General features: G+C 64.4%; 16 protein-coding genes and 1 pseudogene. 9 read left to right on the forward strand and 8 right to left on the reverse strand.

Annotated features, from left to right (window positions below; translation table 11 throughout):
* Nucleotides 1–27: 27 nt before the first annotated feature.
* The 3 genes and pseudogenes from NLM25_RS19860 (at nucleotide 28) to NLM25_RS19870 (ending at nucleotide 2,555) form a co-directional block, all read left to right on the forward strand.
* The gene (locus tag NLM25_RS19860) at nucleotides 28–1,146 is read left to right on the forward strand and encodes a helix-turn-helix transcriptional regulator (RefSeq protein ID WP_254138066.1); all 1,119 of its coding nucleotides are present in this window, start codon (nucleotides 28–30) and stop codon (nucleotides 1,144–1,146) included.
* Nucleotides 1,147–1,376: 230 nt separating this feature from the next.
* Nucleotides 1,377–1,634 (forward strand): hypothetical protein, encoded by a 258-nt coding sequence (locus NLM25_RS19865; RefSeq protein WP_254138067.1) that lies wholly within the window; start codon nucleotides 1,377–1,379, stop codon nucleotides 1,632–1,634.
* Nucleotides 1,635–1,827: 193 nt separating this feature from the next.
* A pseudogene (locus tag NLM25_RS19870) lies at nucleotides 1,828–2,555 on the forward strand (sulfite exporter TauE/SafE family protein).
* On the opposite strand, the gene NLM25_RS19875 reads toward NLM25_RS19870, so the two are convergent.
* Together NLM25_RS19875 and NLM25_RS19880 are read right to left on the reverse strand one after the other, a co-directional pair.
* Nucleotides 2,552–5,755 carry an efflux RND transporter permease subunit gene (locus NLM25_RS19875; RefSeq protein ID WP_254138068.1) on the reverse strand — a complete coding sequence of 1,068 codons (3,204 nt, stop codon included), beginning with the start codon at nucleotides 5,753–5,755 and terminating at the stop codon, nucleotides 2,552–2,554. The pseudogene NLM25_RS19870 and the gene NLM25_RS19875 sit on opposite strands and share 4 nt — an antisense overlap.
* A gap of 146 nt (nucleotides 5,756–5,901) precedes the next feature.
* Nucleotides 5,902–7,146: an efflux RND transporter periplasmic adaptor subunit gene (locus NLM25_RS19880; RefSeq protein WP_254118527.1), complete on the reverse strand. Its 1,245-nt coding sequence runs from the start codon at nucleotides 7,144–7,146 to the stop codon at nucleotides 5,902–5,904.
* Nucleotides 7,147–7,346: 200 nt separating this feature from the next.
* On the opposite strand from NLM25_RS19880, the gene NLM25_RS19885 reads away from it, so the two are divergent.
* Complete coding sequence (locus NLM25_RS19885) at nucleotides 7,347–7,949, forward strand: TetR/AcrR family transcriptional regulator (protein ID WP_254118528.1); 603 nt, start codon at nucleotides 7,347–7,349, stop codon at nucleotides 7,947–7,949.
* Nucleotides 7,950–8,241: 292 nt separating this feature from the next.
* Here NLM25_RS19885 and NLM25_RS19890 read toward each other — a convergent pair whose 3' ends face one another.
* From NLM25_RS19890 to NLM25_RS19910, 5 genes are all read right to left on the reverse strand, one after another.
* Entirely contained in the window at nucleotides 8,242–8,766 is a 525-nt protein-coding gene (locus NLM25_RS19890; RefSeq protein ID WP_254138069.1) for a Spy/CpxP family protein refolding chaperone, read from the reverse strand.
* Between the two features lie 229 nt (nucleotides 8,767–8,995).
* Nucleotides 8,996–10,492, reverse strand: a complete 1,497-nt coding sequence (locus NLM25_RS19895; protein WP_254138070.1) for an amidase — start codon at nucleotides 10,490–10,492, stop codon at nucleotides 8,996–8,998.
* A gap of 251 nt (nucleotides 10,493–10,743) precedes the next feature.
* Entirely contained in the window at nucleotides 10,744–12,111 is a 1,368-nt protein-coding gene (locus NLM25_RS19900; RefSeq protein WP_254118533.1) for an MFS transporter, read from the reverse strand.
* 74 nt (nucleotides 12,112–12,185) lie between these two features.
* Nucleotides 12,186–13,715, reverse strand: coding sequence for an aldehyde dehydrogenase (locus NLM25_RS19905; protein ID WP_254138071.1), 1,530 nt, complete (start codon nucleotides 13,713–13,715; stop codon nucleotides 12,186–12,188).
* Nucleotides 13,712–14,362, reverse strand: coding sequence for a GntR family transcriptional regulator (locus NLM25_RS19910; protein ID WP_254141223.1), 651 nt, complete (start codon nucleotides 14,360–14,362; stop codon nucleotides 13,712–13,714). Before NLM25_RS19910 ends, NLM25_RS19905 begins: the two co-directional genes overlap by 4 nt.
* 143 nt (nucleotides 14,363–14,505) lie before the next feature.
* On the opposite strand from NLM25_RS19910, the gene NLM25_RS19915 reads away from it, so the two are divergent.
* The 5 genes from NLM25_RS19915 (at nucleotide 14,506) to rnz (ending at nucleotide 20,094) form a co-directional block, all read left to right on the forward strand.
* Entirely contained in the window at nucleotides 14,506–15,279 is a 774-nt protein-coding gene (locus NLM25_RS19915; protein ID WP_254138072.1) for an alpha/beta fold hydrolase, read from the forward strand.
* A gap of 222 nt (nucleotides 15,280–15,501) precedes the next feature.
* The gene (locus NLM25_RS19920) at nucleotides 15,502–16,719 is read left to right on the forward strand and encodes a multidrug effflux MFS transporter (protein WP_254118536.1); all 1,218 of its coding nucleotides are present in this window, start codon (nucleotides 15,502–15,504) and stop codon (nucleotides 16,717–16,719) included.
* A 15-nt stretch (nucleotides 16,720–16,734) separates the two neighbouring features.
* Nucleotides 16,735–18,132 carry a guanine deaminase gene (gene guaD / locus NLM25_RS19925; RefSeq protein WP_254138073.1) on the forward strand — a complete coding sequence of 466 codons (1,398 nt, stop codon included), beginning with the start codon at nucleotides 16,735–16,737 and terminating at the stop codon, nucleotides 18,130–18,132.
* 9 nt (nucleotides 18,133–18,141) lie between these two features.
* Nucleotides 18,142–19,125: an antibiotic biosynthesis monooxygenase gene (locus NLM25_RS19930; RefSeq protein ID WP_254138074.1), complete on the forward strand. Its 984-nt coding sequence runs from the start codon at nucleotides 18,142–18,144 to the stop codon at nucleotides 19,123–19,125.
* 66 nt (nucleotides 19,126–19,191) lie between these two features.
* Nucleotides 19,192–20,094, forward strand: a complete 903-nt coding sequence (gene rnz, locus NLM25_RS19935; protein ID WP_254138075.1) for a ribonuclease Z — start codon at nucleotides 19,192–19,194, stop codon at nucleotides 20,092–20,094.
* 16 nt (nucleotides 20,095–20,110) lie between these two features.
* Here rnz and NLM25_RS19940 read toward each other — a convergent pair whose 3' ends face one another.
* Nucleotides 20,111–20,944, reverse strand: a complete 834-nt coding sequence (locus tag NLM25_RS19940) for an IclR family transcriptional regulator (RefSeq protein WP_254138076.1) — start codon at nucleotides 20,942–20,944, stop codon at nucleotides 20,111–20,113.
* Between the last annotated feature and the right edge of the window lie 11 nt (nucleotides 20,945–20,955).

Below are 20,955 nucleotides of genomic sequence, written 5' to 3' on the forward strand. Positions count from 1 at the left end.
GTCTCCAAGTCACCATTGGCTGTTCCGATGCCCCCACCTCCCCAACAGTCCGAGCTGATCGAGAATATATACGACGCAGGTCTCCACCCTGAGTTGTGGAGCGAGGTCGTCGTCAAGCTCAATGCGTTCATCGGCAGCCAGGCCTGCGGGCTGATCTCGAAGGATCCGGTTAGCAAGTCAGGTGCGACGCATTACTACTGCGGGGTCGATCCGCACTACATCCAGCTCTATGCCGAGACCTACGCCCGCCACGATCCGCTTGCGCGGCTTCCTCGCTATGGCGAGGTTCGCAACATTCCCGATCTCGTGAATTTCGAGGAATATCGCCGCGGGCGGTTCTATCAGGAATGGCTGCGGCCCCAGGGCTGCGTCGATGTCGCCAACGTGGTTCTGGAACAGTCGAAGTCACCGTGTCCGATGCTGCTGACCGTGATCCCGGGCAGGAAGATGCTCGACGCCGAGCAGCGCGCGCGGATGCAGTCTTTGGTCCCGCATGCGAGCCGGGCGTTGCTGATCAACCGGGCGATCGAGCGCAAGCAGCAGCGCGCGATCGCGCTCGCCGACGTCGTGGATCGGCTGAATGCCGGCGTGATCCTGCTCGATGCTTCCTGCAACATTGTTCACAGCAATCCGGCCGGGGACACGATCCTGGCCGCCGACGATTTCCTGCGATCCGTTGCGGGCCGGTTGGTCGCAAGACAGTCCTCGGCAAATTCGGCCCTGCGCGATATCTTCCGGGACGCAGGGGAGGTTGCCGTGGCGGCGGCAGCGGCGCGCAAGATTCCGCTGATGTCGCATGACGGCGCATATTACGTCGCGCACGTCATCGCGCTGCCCTCGTTGTTGCGCGAAGGCGCGGCGGAGCGCAATTCGGCCGTCGGTGCCTTGTTCATCTGGAAGGCGGAGCTCGACGGCCGCTCATGTGCCGGCCTCATCGACCGCACGTTCGCGCTGACCCCTGCGGAGTTGAGGGTCCTGCAATCGATCGTCGAGGTCGGCGGCGTGCCGGAGACGGCGGTTGCGCTCGGCATCGCCGAGACAACGGTGAAGACGCATCTGCATCGGGTGTTCGCGAAAACCGGCGTTTCGCGTCAGGCGGACCTCGTCAAGCTTGCAGCGGGATTCTCCAATCCGCTCGTGCACTGACGCGCGCTCGAAGGCGCGAGCGAGTCGCTCCAGCTCGCAATAGGTTCAAGCAGCAGCATCATTAGAAAGTTATCGGGGGTCGTTCGATCGTATGACGCGATTGTCCGCGTTCTCTTCTACGAGAGATCACGCGTTTTCTTGTTCGGCGCGTTCGAGCTTCGTGTGAAGCAACTCACAACAAGCGGAAGTGAATCCAATCAATCTCGCACAAAAGTTGAGATGAGGTTGTCATGCGAACGGCGTCAACTGGCCTGGCCGGCAAGTTCCGCGACATCGCCGCCCGCATCGGCGCGGCATTCCGCGCGCAGCGCGAGATCGACGCGAAACGCGCGTTGCAGCGCTACCGCCACTTGCTGGGGCAGCCGCATGAATCGCCGCGTTTGAATGAAATTATTCCTGTCTGCAGCGAAGAGGATGTTTTTGAAAATGCCAACGGAGTTGATCCGCGCGAGCGCGCGACCGGCCGTACCACGTTCGAACGCGCGTAACGTCAATATCGTCGCTGTCGCGCTGACGGCGGCACTCGTCACGCTTCAACTGGCCGGGCTGGCTATGCTGGAGCGTTCGCACGCGCGGCCCGTCTCTCAGCCTCTCCTGAATTCGCATGATGCCGAGCTCTGCACGGGGAGTGCCGACGTCCCGGCGACGCAGACGCCCTACGATTGACCCGGAGAACGCATCGTGCCTGACATCACGACCAGCATTTTGGTGAGCGTTGCCGTCTTTGCCGGCGCCTTCGTCTCGGGGCTCTCGGGCTTCGCATTCTCGGCCGTGGCGGGCGCGATTCTGCTCCGCGTGTTTCAGCCGCTGGAGGCCGTGCCGCTGATGATGGCGTGCAGCATCGGCGTGCAGGCCACAAATCTGTGGGCGCTTCGGCGCAGCATCCGTTGGGAGGGCAGCCTGCTGCTGATCGTCGGCGGATTGATCGGCGTTCCCATCGCGGTCTCGCTGTTGCAATCCACGGACACGCACCTGCTCCGGCGCGGCTTCGGCATCATCGTCGCGCTCTATGCGGCCTACATGCTGCTGCGGCCGACGCTGGTGACGGCCGGCGAGGCCGTCGGCCGGCACTGGGTCGCGTTGATCGGGTTCGGGGGAGGGCTGGTCGGCGGCTTGACCGCGATGCCGGTGCGATCCCCACGATCTGGTGCGACATGCGCGGCATGCCCAAGAGCGAGCAGCGTGGCCTGGTGCAACCGTTCATCGCCGCGATGCAGCTCTTTGCGATCGCGCTGCTGGTCGGGCACCAGGATCTGTCGTCAAAGGTCTTCGTCGACCTCGCGATCAGCCTGCCGGCGCTGTTCGCGGGCTCCGTGCTCGGCGTCCTCGCCTTTCACCGGGTCAACGAGACGGTCTTTCGCAAGACCGTGCTCGTTCTGTTGCTGATATCGGGCCTTTCCCTGATCTAGTGACCCGCGCCTTCGTGATTCAGGCCCTGCACCGGCGCCGCGCTGGTGTCGCTGCCATGATGCACCAGCGGCTTCATGCCGGTGACGGTCCGCAGCAGCACATAGAACACCGGCGTCAGGAACAGGCCGAACACGGTGACGCCGATCATGCCGGAGAACACCGCGACGCCCATGGCGCGCCGCATCTCCGAGCCGGCGCCAGTCGAGAGCACGAGCGGCAGCACGCCCATGATGAACGCCATCGACGTCATCAGGATCGGACGCAGCCGCAGCCGGCTCGCCTCGATTGCGGCCCGGATCGGCGTGCGCCCCGCGAATTCGAGCTCGCGCGCGAATTCGACGATCAGGATGGCGTTCTTGGCGGAGAGGCCCACCAGCACGATCAAGCCGATCTGCGTGAAGACGTTGTTGTCACCCTTGGAGATCCATACGCCGAACATCGCCGCCAGCAGCCCCATCGGCACGATCATGATGATCGAGAGCGGCAGGGTCAGGCTCTCGTAGAGCGCGGCCAGCACCAGGAACACCAGCAGGATCGCCAGCGGGAATACCCAGAGGCCGGAATTGCCGGCGATGAACTCCTGATAGGTCAGGTCGGTCCATTCGAAGGCAAAACCGGGCGGCAACGTCTCCGCGGCGATCCGCGTCGCAGCCTCCTGCGCCTGGCCCGATGAGAATCCGGGAGCTGCCGCTGCGTTGATATCGGAGGACAGAAAACCGTTGTAGCGGATCGCACGCTCAGGTCCCGCGCTCTGGCGGATCTTGAGCAGCGCCGACAACGGCACCATGTCGCCGGAGGACGAGCGCACCTTCAACTGCCTGATGTCGTCGGCGCGTGCGCGGAACGGCGCATCGGCCTGGACGTAGACCGAATAGGTGCGGCCAAACTTGTTGAAGTCGTTGACGTAGTAGGACCCCAGGTAAATCTGCAGCGTGTTGAACACCTCGGTCACGGGCACGCCGAGCTGGAGCGCCTTGGTGCGGTCGATGTCGGCAAAGAGCTGGGGCACGTTGACCTGGAAGCTCGAGAACACGCCGGCGATCTCCGGCGCCTTCTGCATCGCCGCCATGAACGCCTTCGTCGCCTCGTTCAGCGCCTCATAGCCGAGACCGGCACGGTCCTCGATCTGGAGCTTGAAGCCGCCGATGGTGCCGAGGCCGTTGACCGGCGGCGGCGGGAACATGGCGATGAAGGCTTCCTGGATCCCGGCATATTTCTTGTTGAGGTCGGCCGCGATGGCATTGCCGCTCAGGGCCGGACCCTTGCGCTCGTCGAATGGTTTCAACGTCGAGAATACGATGCCGGCGTTGGACGAGTTGGTGAAGCCGGAGATCGACAGGCCGGGGAAGGCCACGGAGCTCTCGACACCGGGCTGGGTCAGCGCCACGTCGCTCATCTTGCGGATCACTTCCTCGGTGCGGTCGAGCGTTGCACCGTCAGGCAGGCGGGAGAAGCCGACCAGATATTGCTTGTCCTGGCCGGGTACGAAGCCGCTCGGCACCTGCTGGAACAGGAAGGCCGTGAGGCCGACCAGAACCACATAGAGACCCATCACCGCAGCCTTGCCCGAGATTACCTTCGTGACGGTGCCGCTGTAGTTCTCGGAGGAGCGCGCAAAGGCCTTGTTGAAGCCACGGAAGAACCAGCCGAGGCTCTTTTCCATGATCAGCGTCAGCCGGTCCTTCGGCTCGTTGTGTCCCTTGAGCAGCAGGGCCGACAGCGCCGGCGATAGCGTCAGCGAGTTGACGGCGGAGATCACGGTCGAGATTGCGATCGTCAGCGCGAACTGCTTGTAGAACTGCCCGGTGAGGCCGGAGATGAAGGCGAGCGGCACGAACACCGCGATCAGCACCATCGCGATCGCGATGATCGGCCCCGACACCTCGCGCATGGCCTGATAGGTGGCGTCGCGCGGCGACAGCCCGCCCTCGATGTTGCGCTCGACGTTCTCGACCACGACGATGGCGTCGTCGACGACGATGCCGATCGCGAGCACCAGGCCAAACAGGCTGAGCGCGTTGATGGAGAAGCCGAAAACGTGCATCACCGCGAAGGTGCCGACGATCGAGACGGGCACGGCCAGCAGCGGAATGATCGAGGCTCGCCAGGTCTGAAGGAACAGGATCACCACCAGCACCACCAGCGCGATCGCCTCCAGCAGCGTATGGATGACGGCCTCGATCGAGGAGCGCACGAACTGGGTGGGATCGTAGACGATCTGGTAGGACACGCCTTCCGGCATGTTCTTCTTGATCTCGGCCATGGTGGCGCGAACGTGGTCGGAAATCTCCAGCGCGTTGGAGCCCGGCGCCTGGAAGATCGGGATCGCCACGGCCTGCTTGTTGTCGAGCAGCGAGCGCAGGCCGTATTCGGAGGCGCCAAGCTCGATGCGCGCGACGTCACGCAGGCGCACGACTTCGCCGCGCGTGCCGGTCTTGACCACGATGTCGCCGAACTGCTCCTCGTTGGCCAGCCGTCCTTCCGCATTGACCGACAGTTGCAGGTCGATGCCCTTGACGTTGGGGGAGGAGCCGACGACGCCGGCGGCGGCCTCGACGTTCTGCGCCTGGATCGACTTGACGATATCGCTTGCGGTCAGGCCATGCTCGGCGGCCTTCTGCGGATCGACCCAGACCCGCATCGAATAATCACCGGCGCCGTAGAGCTGGACGTCGCCGACGCCGTCGATCCGCGCCAGGCGGTCCTTGACGTTGAGCACCGCATAGTTTCGCAAATACGTCATGTCGTAGCGGTTGTTCGGCGACAGCAGATGCACGACCATGGTGAGGTCGGGCGAAGACTTCTTGGTGATGATGCCGAGCTGTCGCACCACTGCGGGCAGGCGCGGCTCGGCCTGCTGCACGCGGTTCTGCACCAGCTGCGTCGCCTTGTCAGGGTCGGTGCCGAGCCGGAACGTCACCGTCAGCGTCATCGCGCCGTCGGTGGTCGCCTGGCTCGACATGTAGAGCATGCCCTCGACGCCGTTGATCTGCTCCTCGATCGGGGTCGCCACCGTCTCCGCGATCACTTTTGGATTGGCGCCGGGATAGGTCGCGCGCACCAGCACCGAGGGCGGCACCACGTCCGGATATTCTGAGATCGGCATCGCGAACAGCGAGATCAGGCCCGCGAGGAAAATCAGGACCGACAGCACGCCGGCAAAAATCGGACGGTCGATAAAGAACTTCGAGAGATTCATGGCTTTGCCCCTGCGCGAGAGACAGCTTTCCCGTCATTCCAGGACGTGGGCCAGGCCCGCGCCCCTGGAATCGAAAAGTGATGTCCTGGTCGTTCGATGACTTCACTGTTCCGGGCTCGCACGAGGCGTAGCCCGGAACGAGGTAACTAGCGTTGCACCACGTCCTGGTTGCTGTGGTTCGATGCCTGTTGCGGCCCGCGCGCCCCCATCGCGGCGACCTCCGTCTTGAGGAGGGCGCCGGGACGCACGCGCTGAAGGCCGTTGACGATGATGCGGTCGCCGGTCTTCAGCCCCGCCGTCACGATACGCAAACCATCGACGGCGCCGCCGAGGGTGATCGGCCGGTAGACCGCACGGCTGTCGTCACCAACGGCCATCACGAACTTCTTGTCCTGGTCGGTGCCGATCGCGCGCTCGTCGATCATCACCAGCGTCTGCTGCTTCGGCTGGCCCATGCGCACGCGGGCGAACTGGCCGGGGATGAGACGCCCGTCCTCGTTCTGGAACACCGCGCGGACCCGGATGGTGCCGCTCTGGCCGTTGACCTGGTTGTCGATCAGCTGGATGTGGCCCTTCGCCGAGAGACCGCCTGACGTCGCCATCTCCACCGGGATCTGGTCGAGATTGCCGCGCTTGCCGGAAGCATCCGCGATCGAGTTCAGTGCGCGCAGCACGACCTCTTCGTCCGCATCGAAGGAGGCGTAGATCGGATTGACCGAGACCAGCGAGGTCAGCACCGGGGAGGCGGTGCCGGCGGCGACGAGATTTCCGACGGTGATCTCGATCTTGCCGACGCGCCCGTCCACCGGCGCCCGTACCTCGGTGTAGTCGAGATTGAGCTTTGCGGTCTGGAGCGTCGCCTCGGCGGCCTTGACGTTGGCGATGGCTTCGCGATTGGCGTTGTCGCGCTGGTCATAGTCGCGCCGCGTGACCACGGCATTGCCGACGAGCTGCGCGCCGCGCTCGAGCTCACTCTGGGTGAACACGACGCGGGCTTTCGCCGCTTCGAGCTGGGCGTTGGCCTTGTCGACCTCGGCAGAATAGGGCGCCGGATCGATCTTGAAGAGGACATCGCCGGCCTTCACCAGCGCGCCTTCAGTAAAATTGGTCGCAAGGATCGCACCCGCGACGCGCGGGCGGAGCTCGACGCGGTTGATGGCCTCAAGCCGGCCGGAGAAGTCGTCCCACAGCACGGTTTGCCGCGGCTCGATCATCGCGACGGTGACGGAAACGGCCTGTTCAGCCGCGGCGGCCGTTGCCGTCGCCTGGGCTGCATGGAAGTAGTGACCGGTCGCGATCGAGCCGGCCACGGCGAGGGCGCCCACGATGGCGACGCCGCCGAGAAGGCGGCGGAAACGGCCGGTGCGGGGGGAGTTTTGCGAGGGATGCATTTGCGCGCTCCAGATATGTAGTGTTCACTACAGATGTGGAGCTGGATGTCGCAGTGCAAGATACTTATGTACCATTCACTAAGAAAATTGTAGCGACATACCGCAAGAATTGGAAGTGGCTGAGAAAATAAAGCTAGAACAAATAGATAGGATTTGGCGTTAGCTTCCGTCAGACTGCCAATTCCGAGGAGTACAGGCACATGGGCATGGGACGCCCCCGCGAATTCGACGCTGAAACGGCGTTGGACCAGGCGATGGAAGTGTTTTGGCGCCATGGCTATGAGGGCGCCACCATTGCCCAGCTCACCGAGGCCATGGGCATCAATCCCCCGAGCCTCTACGCCTGCTTCGGCAACAAGGAAGGCCTGCTGAAGGCCGCGCTCGACCGCTACACCAAGCTGCGCGGTGTCTGGATGGATGAGGTGGTTGCCGCCCCCACCGCCCGCGCAGTTGCCGAGCGGATGCTGATGGGCATCGCCGACAAGCAGACCGATCCCGCTAATCCGCCCGGCTGCTTGCTTGTGCAGGGCGGCATCGCCTGCGGCACCGGCTCGGAGAACGTTCCCTTCGAACTCGCCGCCCGCCGCGCCCAGAACGAGGACCAGCTCCGCGACCGTTTTATTCGCGCAAAAGCCGAAGGCGATCTGAAGCCGACGTCCGATCCCGCCGCGCTTGCGCGCTATGTCTCGGCTGTGTCGGTCGGCATGGGTGTGATGGCGTCTTCGGGCTCGGATCGCGAAGCGCTGCGGCAGGTGGCGAGCGTGGCAGTGCAGGCGGTCGAGGCGCAGTCGGCAAAGGCCTAGACCCCAGGCCGTATGCCCATAAAATCGTCGGCCTGACGCGACGAGGTCACGCCCGCTTGCCCGATACCGAACAAGTTCGTGCGGCAGCGCAATCTGTCGCCGGGTCAGCAGCAGACGTGATGCGATTTGCGAAGGCGAGATGCGCGGTTAGCGCCGCGAGGTCATCGCCGCGCGCTTGCCAACGACCTTGCTTTCGAGCCTGGGCGGTCGCGCGAAGCACCGCCCAGGCGCAAAGCCAGGTAACCGCGTATGATCCGACTCTACGCTGCAGGTCGGAATCGAATGACGTTGCTTAGTCCTCGTCCTCCAGCTGTGCACGACGTCGTTCGACGACATCACTCATATCGTGGAGTACAAAGATCGCGAGGGCGGCCATGCGCTGCCTCTGTTCGGGATTAAGCGTTTTGTATAGTGGCTGCCACGCTTCGGCGAGTTTATCCAAGTCGGCTGATCGTTGAGCCAATGCTTCGGATCGTCGTTGCAGAAACGCGATGGGGTCACGATTGCGCATCGCGTCGACGCGGCTTTCGTCGACCCGCCTGCCCACCGTTTCCTGGATTTTTGCAACACGCGCTTTCCGATCCTCCGCCCTGGCCCGAATAGCGCTTTCTACAGACGGCCAAAGCTTTTCCTGCTCAGGTGTCAGCTGCAACGCGGCCTTTATCAGGTCAATCCTCATGTCCGTCAGGTTGTTCCGGTCCGCTGCATTTAACCGATCCGGAGACGTGGAAGCAGAGGTTTGCGAGTTTTGCGCGCTGGCAATCGACGATGCTGTAAGGAAAAGTGCAGTTGTTCCGAACACTACTATTTTCATCATCGGCGATCTCCTAGGTAAAATTGCCCCCAGGCACCTCGCTAATGGTGATCGCTCACTACGAGGTCGCGTTGATTCAAATCAAAGGATATTTTTTGACGTGCTACCGCGTGCCGGGCAGATCCGTCGTATCGGTGATGCAGCGACGATGGCCGTACGTGTATGACATGGCGCTGATCGCCAAGCGCTGCGGTATGTGGAGGTGGAGGCGGTCGAGGCACCACCGCCTTTGTCAGCTCGCCGAATGCATTGGCGGCAGCGACGGCGGTAGCACGAAGCCTCCGAACTCGCGTTCGAGTAATCCGGCCAGCGCAATCGTCGTCCGATCTTCTAGATATGGCCCGATGATCTGGACGCCGATCGGCAGGCCCGACGGCGCGTGCTCGATCGGGACGGCGGTCGCCGGCAGTCCGCAGGTCGAGGCGGGGTCGGCCCAGATGAAGCACGCATCAGAGTAACTATAGAGCTTTCCGTCGATGTTCAGTTGCCGTGCGTCGAACGGTTCGGAATGATCGTGCGGAAAGGCCGGCACGGCGGCGGCCGGATAGATCACCGCGTCGAACTCGCGGAACAGGTGATACCACTTCTGTTGCAGTTGCAGGCGGGCCGCATCAATCGCCAGCCACTCGCGATGGATCATGCCCCAACCGCGGGCGCGTTCGGCCTGCAGGCTGCGGTCGTCGGGCGCGAGTGCTGCGGCAACGTGTTGCGCCTCGGCGAGGGCGGCTGGTGTCAGGCGCGGGCTTCTCGCGGCGTTCAACAGCTTCATGTAGAGCCGCGCGGATTCGGCGAGATCGGGCAGCGACGTGCTCGCGCGCGCGACCCGAGCGCCGGTACGCTCGAGCCGTTCAGCCAACCGTCCAATGGCCGAACGCACCGCGTCGCCCGTCGGCATCAGCGGATGGGTATCGATCACGAGGATCCTGAAATCCTTGAGGTGGTCATGGCGCGGGGCGGGCAGCGCAAGGCGATAGCCGATCCCGTCGCGGGTCTCGTCGGGGCCGGCGATCACGTCGAGCGACAATGCGAGATCCTCGGCGGTGCGCGTCATCGGTCCGACGACAGCCAGATCGCCATGGCCGGGAACGGGCGGCGCCGGCGGCAGGCTGTAGCCGCGCAGCGGGACCAGGCCGAGGCTCGGCTTGTGTCCGAACACGCCGCAGAAATGTGCGGGCACCCGGATCGAGCCGCCGATATCCGAGCCGATCGAGAGCGGACCGAACCCTGCGGCCAGCGCCGCGCCACATCCGCCCGAGGAGCCGCCGGGCGAGCGGCCGAGATCCCACGGATTGTTCGTCGCCCCGTAGATCTCGTTGTAGCTCTGGAAATCCCTGAGGCCGATCGGGATGTTGGTCTTGCCGATGATGACGGCGCCTGCGGCCTTCAACCGCGAGACGACGAGGGCATCTTCCGCCGGTTGGAAATCCCTGAAATGCGGAAAGCCCCATGTCGTCGGCAGGCCGGCGACGTTGAACGGCTCTTTCAAGGTCACGGGGATGCCGAGCAACGGTTGCCGCTCGCCGCGGGCAAGCGCAGCGTCGGCGGCGCGCGCGGCGTCCCTTGCACGATCAAAATCGCGAACGACGATGGCGTTGATCCGCCCGTCCAGCGCCTCGATGCGCGCGATCGTATGCGCGAGCAATTCTGACGCAGAGATCTTGCGCGCGTACAGGGCGCCAAGGAGTGCGCCGATCGAGCCGTAGTTCAGGTCAGCTGCCTCTGCGGTCATCGCGAACTCCCTTGCATTGCGTGGTCTCGGCGAACCGAACCGGGAATCGAACATGCAATGTTGGCGGCGAGATGAGGAGGCGGCGCAACGGGAACCAGATCTGCCCGCCTGTCGGGGCGGGAGGCGTGCGTATTTGAAAAATCTACGGAAGACATTATGCCCGGGCTTGTCCCGGGCATCCACGTTCTAGGTGCTGGGCAGTCAAAGCGTGGATGGCCGGGACAAGCCCGGCCATGACGTTGTGGAGAGTGTCAGGAAGCTTCCTTGAGCACCGGCGAAGCGGTTTCCTCGGCCTTCAGCTCTTCGAGACTGCGATGCCGCGGCTCGATGCCGAGCGCCCAGACCGTGATGATCTGCACCACCAGCAGTCCGATCATCAGCGCCATGACGCCGGCCACGCCCCGCGTCTCGAACAGTGACACGACGAGGAACGGTGTGACGATCGTGGCGCCGCGGCCCAGCGTGTTGACGATACCGGACGCGCGCAGGCGGACCTCGGTCGGAAACAGTTCGGGAATGTAGATGCCGAACAGAAGGGCGACCAGGACGTAGATCGGCACGGTCAGCGCAAAGCCCACGGCGGGCAGCAGGATCGGATCCGAGATCGAGGGATAGAGGATGCCCAGCGCCACCGTGATCAGGGACGCGCCAATGATGGTCGGCTTCCGGCCCCAGCGGTCGGCGGTCAACGCGCCGATCGCCGAGCCGATGGGCGCGCCAAGCGCCATCAGCAGCGAGTAGCCGAACGAGGTCGCGATCGAGAGGCCCTGCTTGACGAAGAACACGGGCAGCCAGGTGACGAAGCCGTAGAGCAGGGTGTTGATCGTGATCAGGCAGATCGCGCCGACGATCATCCGCGATAGCAAAGGCGCGGTGAACAGCGTGCCCAGATCAGCCGCGACCGGGGCTGGTGTGGTGGGCGCGGGAGCAGGCAAGGGCTGACCTTGCGCCGCCTCCTTCTCGATGGCCTGCATCAGCGCTTCGGCCTCGGCGGTGCGCCCCACCGCTTCCAGCCAGCGCGGCGATTCCGGCAGCGACTTGCGCATGTACCACACGACGAGCGCGCCGACGCCGCCGAGCACGAACATCGAGCGCCAGCCGAATTGCGGCACCACCACGGATGCGACCAATAGCGCCACGGGCAAACCGGTGACGACGCACACGGTCGTGAAGCCGAGCCACTTGCCGCGCGTGCGCGCGGGCACGAATTCCGTCATCGTCGAATAGCCAACGACGTTCTCCGCACCGAGCCCGACGCCCATGACGAAGCGGCAGGCGATCAGGAAGGCCATGTTCGGCGAGAAAGCCGCGGCGAGGGAGGCGACGCCGAAAAGGAGCAAATTGAATTGATAGGTGAAGCGGCGTCCGTAGCGGTCGCCGAGGAAACCGGTGCCGAACGATCCCAGCATCATGCCGACGAAGGTTGCGGAGATGAAGACCGCGTTCTGGGCGAGCGTCGAAAAGCCGGTCTTCAGCGTCACGCTGAGCACCGTCCCGGCGATATAGATGTCGAAACCGTCGAAAAACATTCCGATGCCGATCAATAGCATGATGCGGCGGTGGAATGGGCCGATCGGCAGCCGATCCAGACGGCTGCCTGCGTTCACCGATGTCGACATATACGCTCTCCCTTGACTGTTATTCTGGTTGATGCGGCCCGCCTTCTATGGGCGGTCGGCCGCTTGCAGTTCTGTTAGTTCAGCCGCTTCTGATTAGCCGTGTCGCGGTACCAGTCGAATGGCTGCTCGTGGGTCGCGACCATCACGCTCTTGGTGTTGAAGTGGTCGTTGAAGCTTTCGGTGCCGCACTCGCGGCCGATGCCGGAATCGTCGACGCCGCCCCAGGGCGAGGCCGGGTCAAGCCGGTGATGATCGTTGATCCAGACGATGCCGGCCTTGACCGAGGCGGCGACGCGGTGCGCGCGGGCGACGTCGCGGGTGCGGATCGCGGCGGCGAGGCCGAACGGCGAGTCGTTGGCAAGCCGCAGCGCGTCGGCCTCGTCCCTGAACGGCGTCACCGAGGTGAACGGACCGAACACTTCCTCCTGGAAGATGCGCATGTCGGATGTGACGTCGGCGAACACGGTCGGCTCGACGAAATAGCCATTGTCGTGACCCGGCACTTTCGCGGCAACGCCGCCGGCGACGAGACGCGCGCCGTCCTCGTGACCGTAGCCCACATAGGCGAGAACGCGGTCGCGCTGCCGGGCGGAGATCACGGGACCCATTTGGGTGTTCGCATCGAAGGGGTCGCCGACGCGGATCGTGCGGGTCTTGGCCTGCAGCTTCTCGACGAACTCGTCATAGATCGAGGCCTGGACGAGATGGCGGGAGGCGCAGACGCAGGTCTGGCCGGCGCCGATGAAGGCGCCGAATGCGGCATAGTTGACGGCGCGGTCGACGTCGAAATCGTCGAACACCATCACCGGCGTCTTGCCGCCGAGCTCCATGGTCTGATGCGCGAACACCTTTGCGGCCGCGCTGCCGGCGATGCGGCCGGCTTCGGTGCCGCCGGTCAGGACCAGCTTGTTGATGTCGCCGTGCTCGGCCAGCATCTTGCCGGCGCTCTGGCCGAGGCCCAGCACGATATTGAAGACGCCGGGCGGAAGGCCGGCTTCCGTGAAGATCTGCGCAAGCTTCAATGTCGTCAGCGGCGTGTATTCGGACGGCTTGACCACGGTGACGCATCCGGTCGCCAGCACCACGGCGAGCGACTTGCACAGGATCATCAGCGGGTGGTTGAAGGGCGTGCAATTGGCGACGATGCCGATCGGCGTGCGGAGCGTGTAGTTCAGATACGCGCCTTCGACGGGAATCACGGAATCGCGCCGCGACAGCGCAACGCCCGCGAAATAGCGGAAAAAGTCGGGCAGGCGGGAGAGCTGGGCGCGGGTCTCGTTGATCGGGCGGCCGTTGTTGAGGGTCTCCAGCCGGTACAGGCTGTCGAGATTGGCCTCGAACGCGTCGGCGAGCTTGTTGACCAGTCTGGCACGCGCGCGCGTGTCCATCCCGCCCCACGCCTTGCCTTCGAACGCGGTACGCGCGCTCTTCATGGCGCGGCCGATATCTTCGGCGGTCGAATTGGGAATGCGGGCAATCACGTCGCCGGTCGCGGGATTGCGGACGTCCAGCATCGTGCCGCCTCCGGCTTCGACTTCACGTCCATCGATGAAATTGCCGTGGATTTCGACGTCGATCGACGCGGGTTTCGAGGGAATGTTCATGATGACCTCTCTTCGACGATGACGGCGTTGCGCTTGAGCGCCGGCAGAACGCGTTTTTCGGTGGCCCCGATATGGGCCTTGATGATGCGCGCCGCGGTTCGCGTCTCCCGCTGCTGCATGGCGTCGATCAGGGCGACGTGCTCGGCGACGAGCTTTGCCGGGTCGTGGCCCTTCAGATTGGAGATGCTGACGCGGACCAGCCGGTCGGCCTGGCCGATCAGGTCGCACAGCGCCGTCGCCATGCGGCGATTGCCGGAGGCGTGAGCGAGCGCGGTGTGGAAGGCGCGGTTGTAGGCGATGAAGTCTTCGTGGTTGCCGGAGAAGCGGCGAAATTCGTCGAGCGATTTCAAAACGCTGTCGGGTGCGCTCTCGATCGCTTCGGTGACGCAGGCCGGCTCCAGTGCAAGACGGAAGCGCAGGAGGTCGCGGGCGTCGGACAGCGAGATCGGAGTGACCCGATAACCCTGGCGCGGCTGCACAGTCACCAGATGCTCGCGCTGCAGCCTCAGAAGCGCATCCCGGACCGGTTGCCGGCTCACTTCATAACGCTCGGCCAGATCCTGTTCGCGCATTTCATCGCCCGGCGCAAAGCGGCATGCTAAAATATCAGATCGTAGGCGATCATAGATATTCTCGCGCAAAAGCATCATATTTCAGTTCTCCTTGGCGTTAATATCTCAGTCGTGATATTTCACGTCAAGAGCCAAATGCTTGAATTCCCTGACAGTTGATTTATCGGTCGGGGCCTTCGGGCACGCGTATGACCGACGAAATGAAGGAAAGACCGGACATGGACAGGCTTCTTGCCAACGGGACCGTCAACGCAGCGCAATCGGGCGAGGGGCCGCCGCTGTTTCTCTTCCACTCGCTGTTGTCGGACCGCGCGAGTTTCGATGCGATCGTGCCCGAGCTCGAAGGATCGTTTCGGACCATCGTGCCGGAGCTGCCGGGCTTCGGCCGTTCAGGTGCGGTCGCGGGCGGACTTGTCGCGGTCGCAGACCGGATGGCTGAGGCCGTCCGCGATGCCGCGGGCGGCGCGCCGGCGATCGTCCTCGGCAACGGCTATGGCGGGTTCGTCGCTTTGCAGATGGCGATCCGGCATCCGGAGGTCGCCGGCAAGCTCGTTCTCGCCGACAGCGGCGCAACCTTTTCTGAGCCCGGCCGCGAAGCGTTTCGCAACATGGCGAAGGCATCGCGCGAGAAAGGACTGGAGGCCATCACCGATGTCGCGATGCGGCGCCTGTTCGCACCCGAGTTTCAGGCGCAGCATCCCGGGCTGATGCAGGATCGTCGTGCAGCGTTCCTGCGGACGGATCCCGACGTCTTTCGCGCCGCGTGCGATGCATTGGCCGGTCTCGATCTTCGCGCCGAGCTTGCCGCGGTGAAAGTCCCGGTTCTCGTCCTGGTCGGCGAGCACGATGAAGCGACGCCGCCGCCGATGTCGCATGAGCTGGCCGCCGGATTGCCGTACGCCGAACTCAAGATCATCAAGGGTTGCGCCCACGTGCCGCAGCTTCAGTCGCCGCGACAGTTTCTCGGAGCTCTCGAGGGTTTCCTGCTTTGATCTGCGCCTGGCTGAGGCTGACCTTGCGTTCGAAACGGCGATGCCTTCCGAACGGTTAATGGACGCCGTCTTCACGGCGCTGCCCGTATTGAAGCGGAACCCCTAAGAGTTTTTACACACAGTTCTGGCACGGTCCGCGCGTCAATATCCGCAACCCGCATCGTCGCGTCTCATTGCGCGCACGAAAAGACGGGGCCCGCGGGCATCGAGGGGGCGTAAGCCATGACTGCACTTGCTTCGGACGCCGGTCGCGCGAAGGGTGGGATCGTGCCGATCCTGCTGTGCGTCGTGCCGTTCAGCCAGATTCCGCTCGATGCCTATACGCCCGGCCTGCCGCAGATGGTGGTGGACCTCGCAACCGATTCCGCATCGATGCAGAACACCGTCACCGCCTACATGCTCGGCATGAGTCTGGCGCTGGTGCCGGTCGGCATCGCCTCGGATACGCTTGGCCGCCGCAACGTCCTGCTCGCCGGCCTCTCGGTGCTCATCGCGATGAGCATCGCCTGTGCGTTGGCCACCAGTGCATCGCTGTTGCTTGCGCTGCGCTTCTTGCAAGGCGTCGGCGGCTGTACCTGTCTCGTCGTCGCCTATGCGGTTGCGGCCGACTGTTTTCGCGGCCGTGAACTTACCGCGATCTCCGGCCTGCTCGGGGCAGCCTGGGGACTCGCACCCGTGCTCGCACCGGCGGCTGGCGGCTTCATCGTCGAGCTGACGTCCTGGCGCGGCGTCTTCGTCATCATTGCCATCGCCGCGGCCATCGTTGCCGCAATCGTCGTGTTTCTCCTGCCCGAGACGTTGCCTGCGGAGCGGCGCGCGCCGTTCGATCCGCGCCGCACGGCCGGTATCTTGCGCGAGGCGCTTGTTCGCCCGGGCTTCCTGGCCTTCGTGCTGGTGTTCGCCGCCGCGGCCAGCGCGCAGCTCGCATTCGGCGTCGTCGCGCCGTTCTTCTACCAGACCGGCCTCGGCTATTCCGCGGCGATCTACGGCCTCGTTGCGCTCGGCCTTGGCGGCGTCAATCTCGCAGGCGAGCTCGGCTGCGCCCATTTCGCGCGCTTCATGCCGGCCCGCGTGATGGGGTTCGGCGCCTTCGCGCTGTTTCTTGCCGGTGCCGCGGTCCTGACCGCGACCGGGATGACCCTCGGTCTCGATTTTGCGTCGATCACGATCGGCGGCGCGTTGGTGCTCGGCGGCTGCGGCGTGCTGTGCCCGATGATGTACGGCATGGCGCTCGGCCTGTTCGAGCGCGATCACGGCCTGATCGGCGGCCTCATCAGCGCGCTTTGTTATCTCGCGGTCAGCGGCGCCATGGCGATCGCTGCGGTGCTGCCGGAAGCGACGCAGGCGCCGATCGGATGGCTCTATCTCGGCCTTTGCGCCGTCGCGGGCACGCTGCTTGCCATCTCGCTGCCCTCGGCGCGCCAGGCCACACAGACTTAAGGAAGGAACCAGTTCATGACCACCGTCGGTATTCGCGGCACGTTCTTCGACTTCGTCGACGATCCCTGGAAGCATGTCGGCAACGAGCAGGCGGCCGCGCGCTTCCACCAGGACGGCCTCATGGTCGTCACCGACGGCGTCATCAAGGCCTTCGGTCCTTACGAGAAAATCGCCGCCGCACATCCGGGCGTCGAGATCACCCACATCAAGGACCGCATTATCGTCCCGGGCTTCATCGATGGTCACATCCATCTGCCGCAGACCCGCGTGCTCGGCGCGTATGGCGAGCAGCTCCTGCCATGGCTCCAGAAGTGGGTCTATCCGGAAGAGCTCAAATACCGGGATCGCAACTACGCGCGCGAGGGCGTGAAGCGTTTCCTCGATGCGCTGCTCGCGTCCGGCACCACCACCTGCCAGGCGTTCACGAGCTCCTCGCCTGTTTCAACCGAGGAATTGTTCGAGGAAGCGGCCCGCCGCAACATGCGCGTGATCGCGGGTCTCACCGGCATCGATCGCAACGCGCCGGCCGACTTCGTCGATACCCCGGAGAATTTCTATCGCGACAGCAAGCGCCTGATCGCCGAGTACCACAACAAGGGCCGCAATCTCTACGCCATCACGCCGCGCTTCGCCTTCGGCGCCTCGCCGGAGCTTCTGAAGGCATGTCAGCGCCTCAAGCACGAGCATCCGGATTGCTGGGTCAATACCCACATCTCCGAGAATCCGGCCGAGTGCAGCGGCGTGCTTGTCGAGCACCCGGATTGCCAGGACTATCTTGGCGTCTACGAGAAGTTCGACCTGGTCGGTCCGAAGTTCTCCGGCGGCCACGGCGTCTATCTCTCGAACAACGAGTTCCGCCGCATGTCGAAGAAGGGCGCGGCGGTGGTGTTCTGCCCGTGCTCGAACCTGTTCCTCGGCAGCGGCCTGTTCCGCCTCGGCCGGGCCACCGATCCGGAGCATCGCGTGAAGATGTCGTTCGGCACCGATGTCGGCGGCGGCAATCGCTTCTCGATGATCTCGGTGCTCGACGACGCCTACAAGGTCGGCATGTGCAACAACACGCTGCTCGACGGCAGCATCGACCCCACGCGCAAGGACCTTGCGGAAGCCGAGCGCAACAAGCTCTCGCCCTATCGCGGTTTCTGGTCGATCACGCTCGGCGGTGCCGAAGGCCTCTACATCGACGACAAGCTCGGCAATTTCGAGCCTGGCAAGGAGGCTGATTTCGTCGCGCTCGATCCGAACGGCGGGCAAGCCGCGCAACCCTGGCACCAGTCGCTGATCGCCGACGGCGGCGGACCGCGCACCATGGACGAGACCGCGAGCATGCTGTTCGCCGTCATGATGGTCGGTGACGACCGCTGCGTCGACGAGACCTGGGTGATGGGCAAGCGTCTCTACAAGAAGAGCTGACGGCCGCTCATGAGCGCATCTCCCGACACCGCCGGCCAGCCGGTCGCGCTCGTCATCCAGCGCCGCATCGCGGACGACGGCTTTGCCGCGTTCGCGCGGTGGAACGGCGAGGTCGGTGAGGCGCTCAAGGCGTGGCCCGGCTTCCTCAGCCAGGAGGTGGTGCCGCCGCAGCCGCCGGCGCATGTGGACTGGGTGACGATCCTGCGTTTCGCGAATCCCGCCGCCGCACGCGCCTGGCTTCAGAGCGATGTGCGGGCGCGGCTGATCGGAGAGGTGCAGCGTTTCTTCGTCGGTTCGGAGGATGTCCATATCCTGCCCGACACCGGCGTTCAGCGCGACAGCGCGGTCTCCGCTGTCATCTCCTTCAAAGTGCCCGATGGTCTCGAAGACGAGTTCCTCAAATGGCAACAGCGCATCCAGGCTGCCGAGGCAGAGTTCAGGGGATTCCTGCGCCACAAGATCGAGCGGCCGATTCCGGGCCTGCACGATGAATGGATCGTCATCCTGTCGTTCGACGGCGATGCCAATCTCAACGCATGGCTCGACTCGCCCGTGCGGCAGACCCTGTTGAAGGAGGGCGAGCGCTTCAACGCCGGCATGAGCGTGAAGCGGGCGAGCTACGGCTTCAATTTCTGGTTCCCGTCCGGCAAGGTCCAGGCTCCGGAGCAAGGACCTGGCCTGATCTGGAAGAGCAACCTCATCGTCCTCCTGGTGCTCTATCCCGTCGTCTACCTCTGGGGCTATTTCATCAGCGCGCCGCTGATCGACAGCCACGGCGTGCCGGTGTGGCTGTCGCTGTTCGTCGGCAATCTCGTCAGCACCCAACTGCTCGGCTGGTTCCTCGTGCCGGCCGCATTCCGGGCGCTCGACTGGTGGGTGACGCCGAAGGCGGCGCTCGGTCGCCAGGTCGCGGGGTACGCGCTCCTTGCCACGCTCTATGCGGGATCGATGGGACTGTACGCGCTGCTGCTCGCGTGGCATTGGGGGCGGTGAGGCCAGCCACCGTGCGGACCCTTGAGGTGCTGTCGGGGAGCGGCCGGCCTCTGGACACTGACGCCCATGTTCGCCCTGACATTTCTCGGGACCTCGGCAAGCGTTCCCTCAGTGGAGCGCAACCATCCGGCCCTCCTCGTGGAGGCCGCCGGCAAGCGTATCCTGGTTGATTGCGGTGAGGGCACGCAGCGCCAGTTGCTGCGCAGCGGCGCCGGCTTTCGGCGGCTCGACCGCATCCTGCTGACACACGGTCATCTCGATCATGTGCTCGGTATCCCCGGCCTCTTCTCGACGCTGGGCTTGCGGCAGAGCGCCGACGCGATGACTATTCATGCCGGACCGAGGACGCTCGACATCGTCATTCGCATGCTCGCGGGCCTGTGGGGCGCGGGCAGGGCGCCGATCCCTGTGGAGTTCGCGCCGCTGGCCGAGGGGCAGGTCATCGACGCCGGTGACTTTACCATCGACTGCTTTCCCGTCCGGCACCGCGACACCGACAGCTTCGGTTTCGTCTTCCAGAGCCCCGCCCGCCGCCATCTCTTGTCTGATCGCCTCGAAGTGCTTGGCGTCCCCGATGGTCCCATGCGCGGAGAACTCGCCGCAGGGCGACCGGTCGTGATCGGCGATCGAACGATCGATCCGGAAGACGTGCTGGGGCCGCCGAGCGGCGGTAGAAGGCTCGTCGTGATCGGCGACACCGAAACCACGGATGGGCTATCCAAACATGTCGCTGATGCCGATTTGCTGGTGATCGAGGCGACCTTCCTCGATCGCGACGCATCGACTGCACGGGACTACGGCCATCTCACCGCAACCGAGGCCGCCTCGTTTGCCGCGGCAAATAATGTCAAACAGCTCGTGCTGGTCCATATGTCGGGACGCTATCCGGACGAAGAGATCCTGGCTGAGGCGACAAAGGTCTTTCCGATCACGCGGATCGCCGCCGACTTCGATCACATCGTGGTCTAGTCGGCGCGACGAGCACTCAGCTCGTCAATCCCGACTTGATCGCGAGATCCTGCACATGGCGCGTCACCTGCATCAGCCGCGGCAGCGCCTGGTCGCGGAAGGCCGACATGTCCATGCGCATCGCATCGACCGTGACGCTCAGGCCGCCGACCACAAGACCCTGGGCGTCGAAGATCGGCGTTGCCAGCGTGCGCAGCCCATAGGCATTCTCGCCGTCGGAGACGGCATGGCCTTTCTTCTTCACCTGATCGAGCCGGGCGAGCAGGGCGTCGAGATCGGTCAGCGTTCGCTCCGACAGCTTTACGCGAGGGCGCAATTCCAGTCGCTCGATCTGCTGGTCCCGGGCCAGATGCGCCAGCATGACATGGCCGAGCGCGGCGCTGTAGGCGGGAATGCGCGTGCCCGGCCGCCGGTCCATCTTGTGACGGTCGAGACCGGCACCGACGCGTGCGAGATAGACCACGTCGCCGCCGTCGAGAATGCCGAGCGAGGCTGCATCGCCCACGGCCGGGACGAGATCGCGCAACAGCGGCTCGACGATCGGCCGCAACGAACCGCGCGAGAGCACGGTGTAGCCGAGGTCGAGACAGGCAACTCCGAGACGGAACCGGCGGCTTTGCGGAACGGTCTGGAGATAGCCGAGCTCGACCAGGGTTTGGATCAGGCGGAACGCGGTCCCGCGATCGAGATCGGCCCGTGCGGCAATCTCACTCAGCGTGAGTTCAAAGGTTTCGCTCGTGAAACTCCTGAGCACGGCAAAGGCCTTGCCGACGGAAGCGACATAATTCTTGGGATTCTTCGCGCTAGCTTCCGGTTTGCGCTTTGCGGCCTTCTTTTCGACCTTGGCCATGCTCGAATGTC

Origin of the sequence: Bradyrhizobium sp. CCGB01 (assembly GCF_024199795.1) — a bacterium.
Taxonomy (GTDB): domain Bacteria; phylum Pseudomonadota; class Alphaproteobacteria; order Rhizobiales; family Xanthobacteraceae; genus Bradyrhizobium.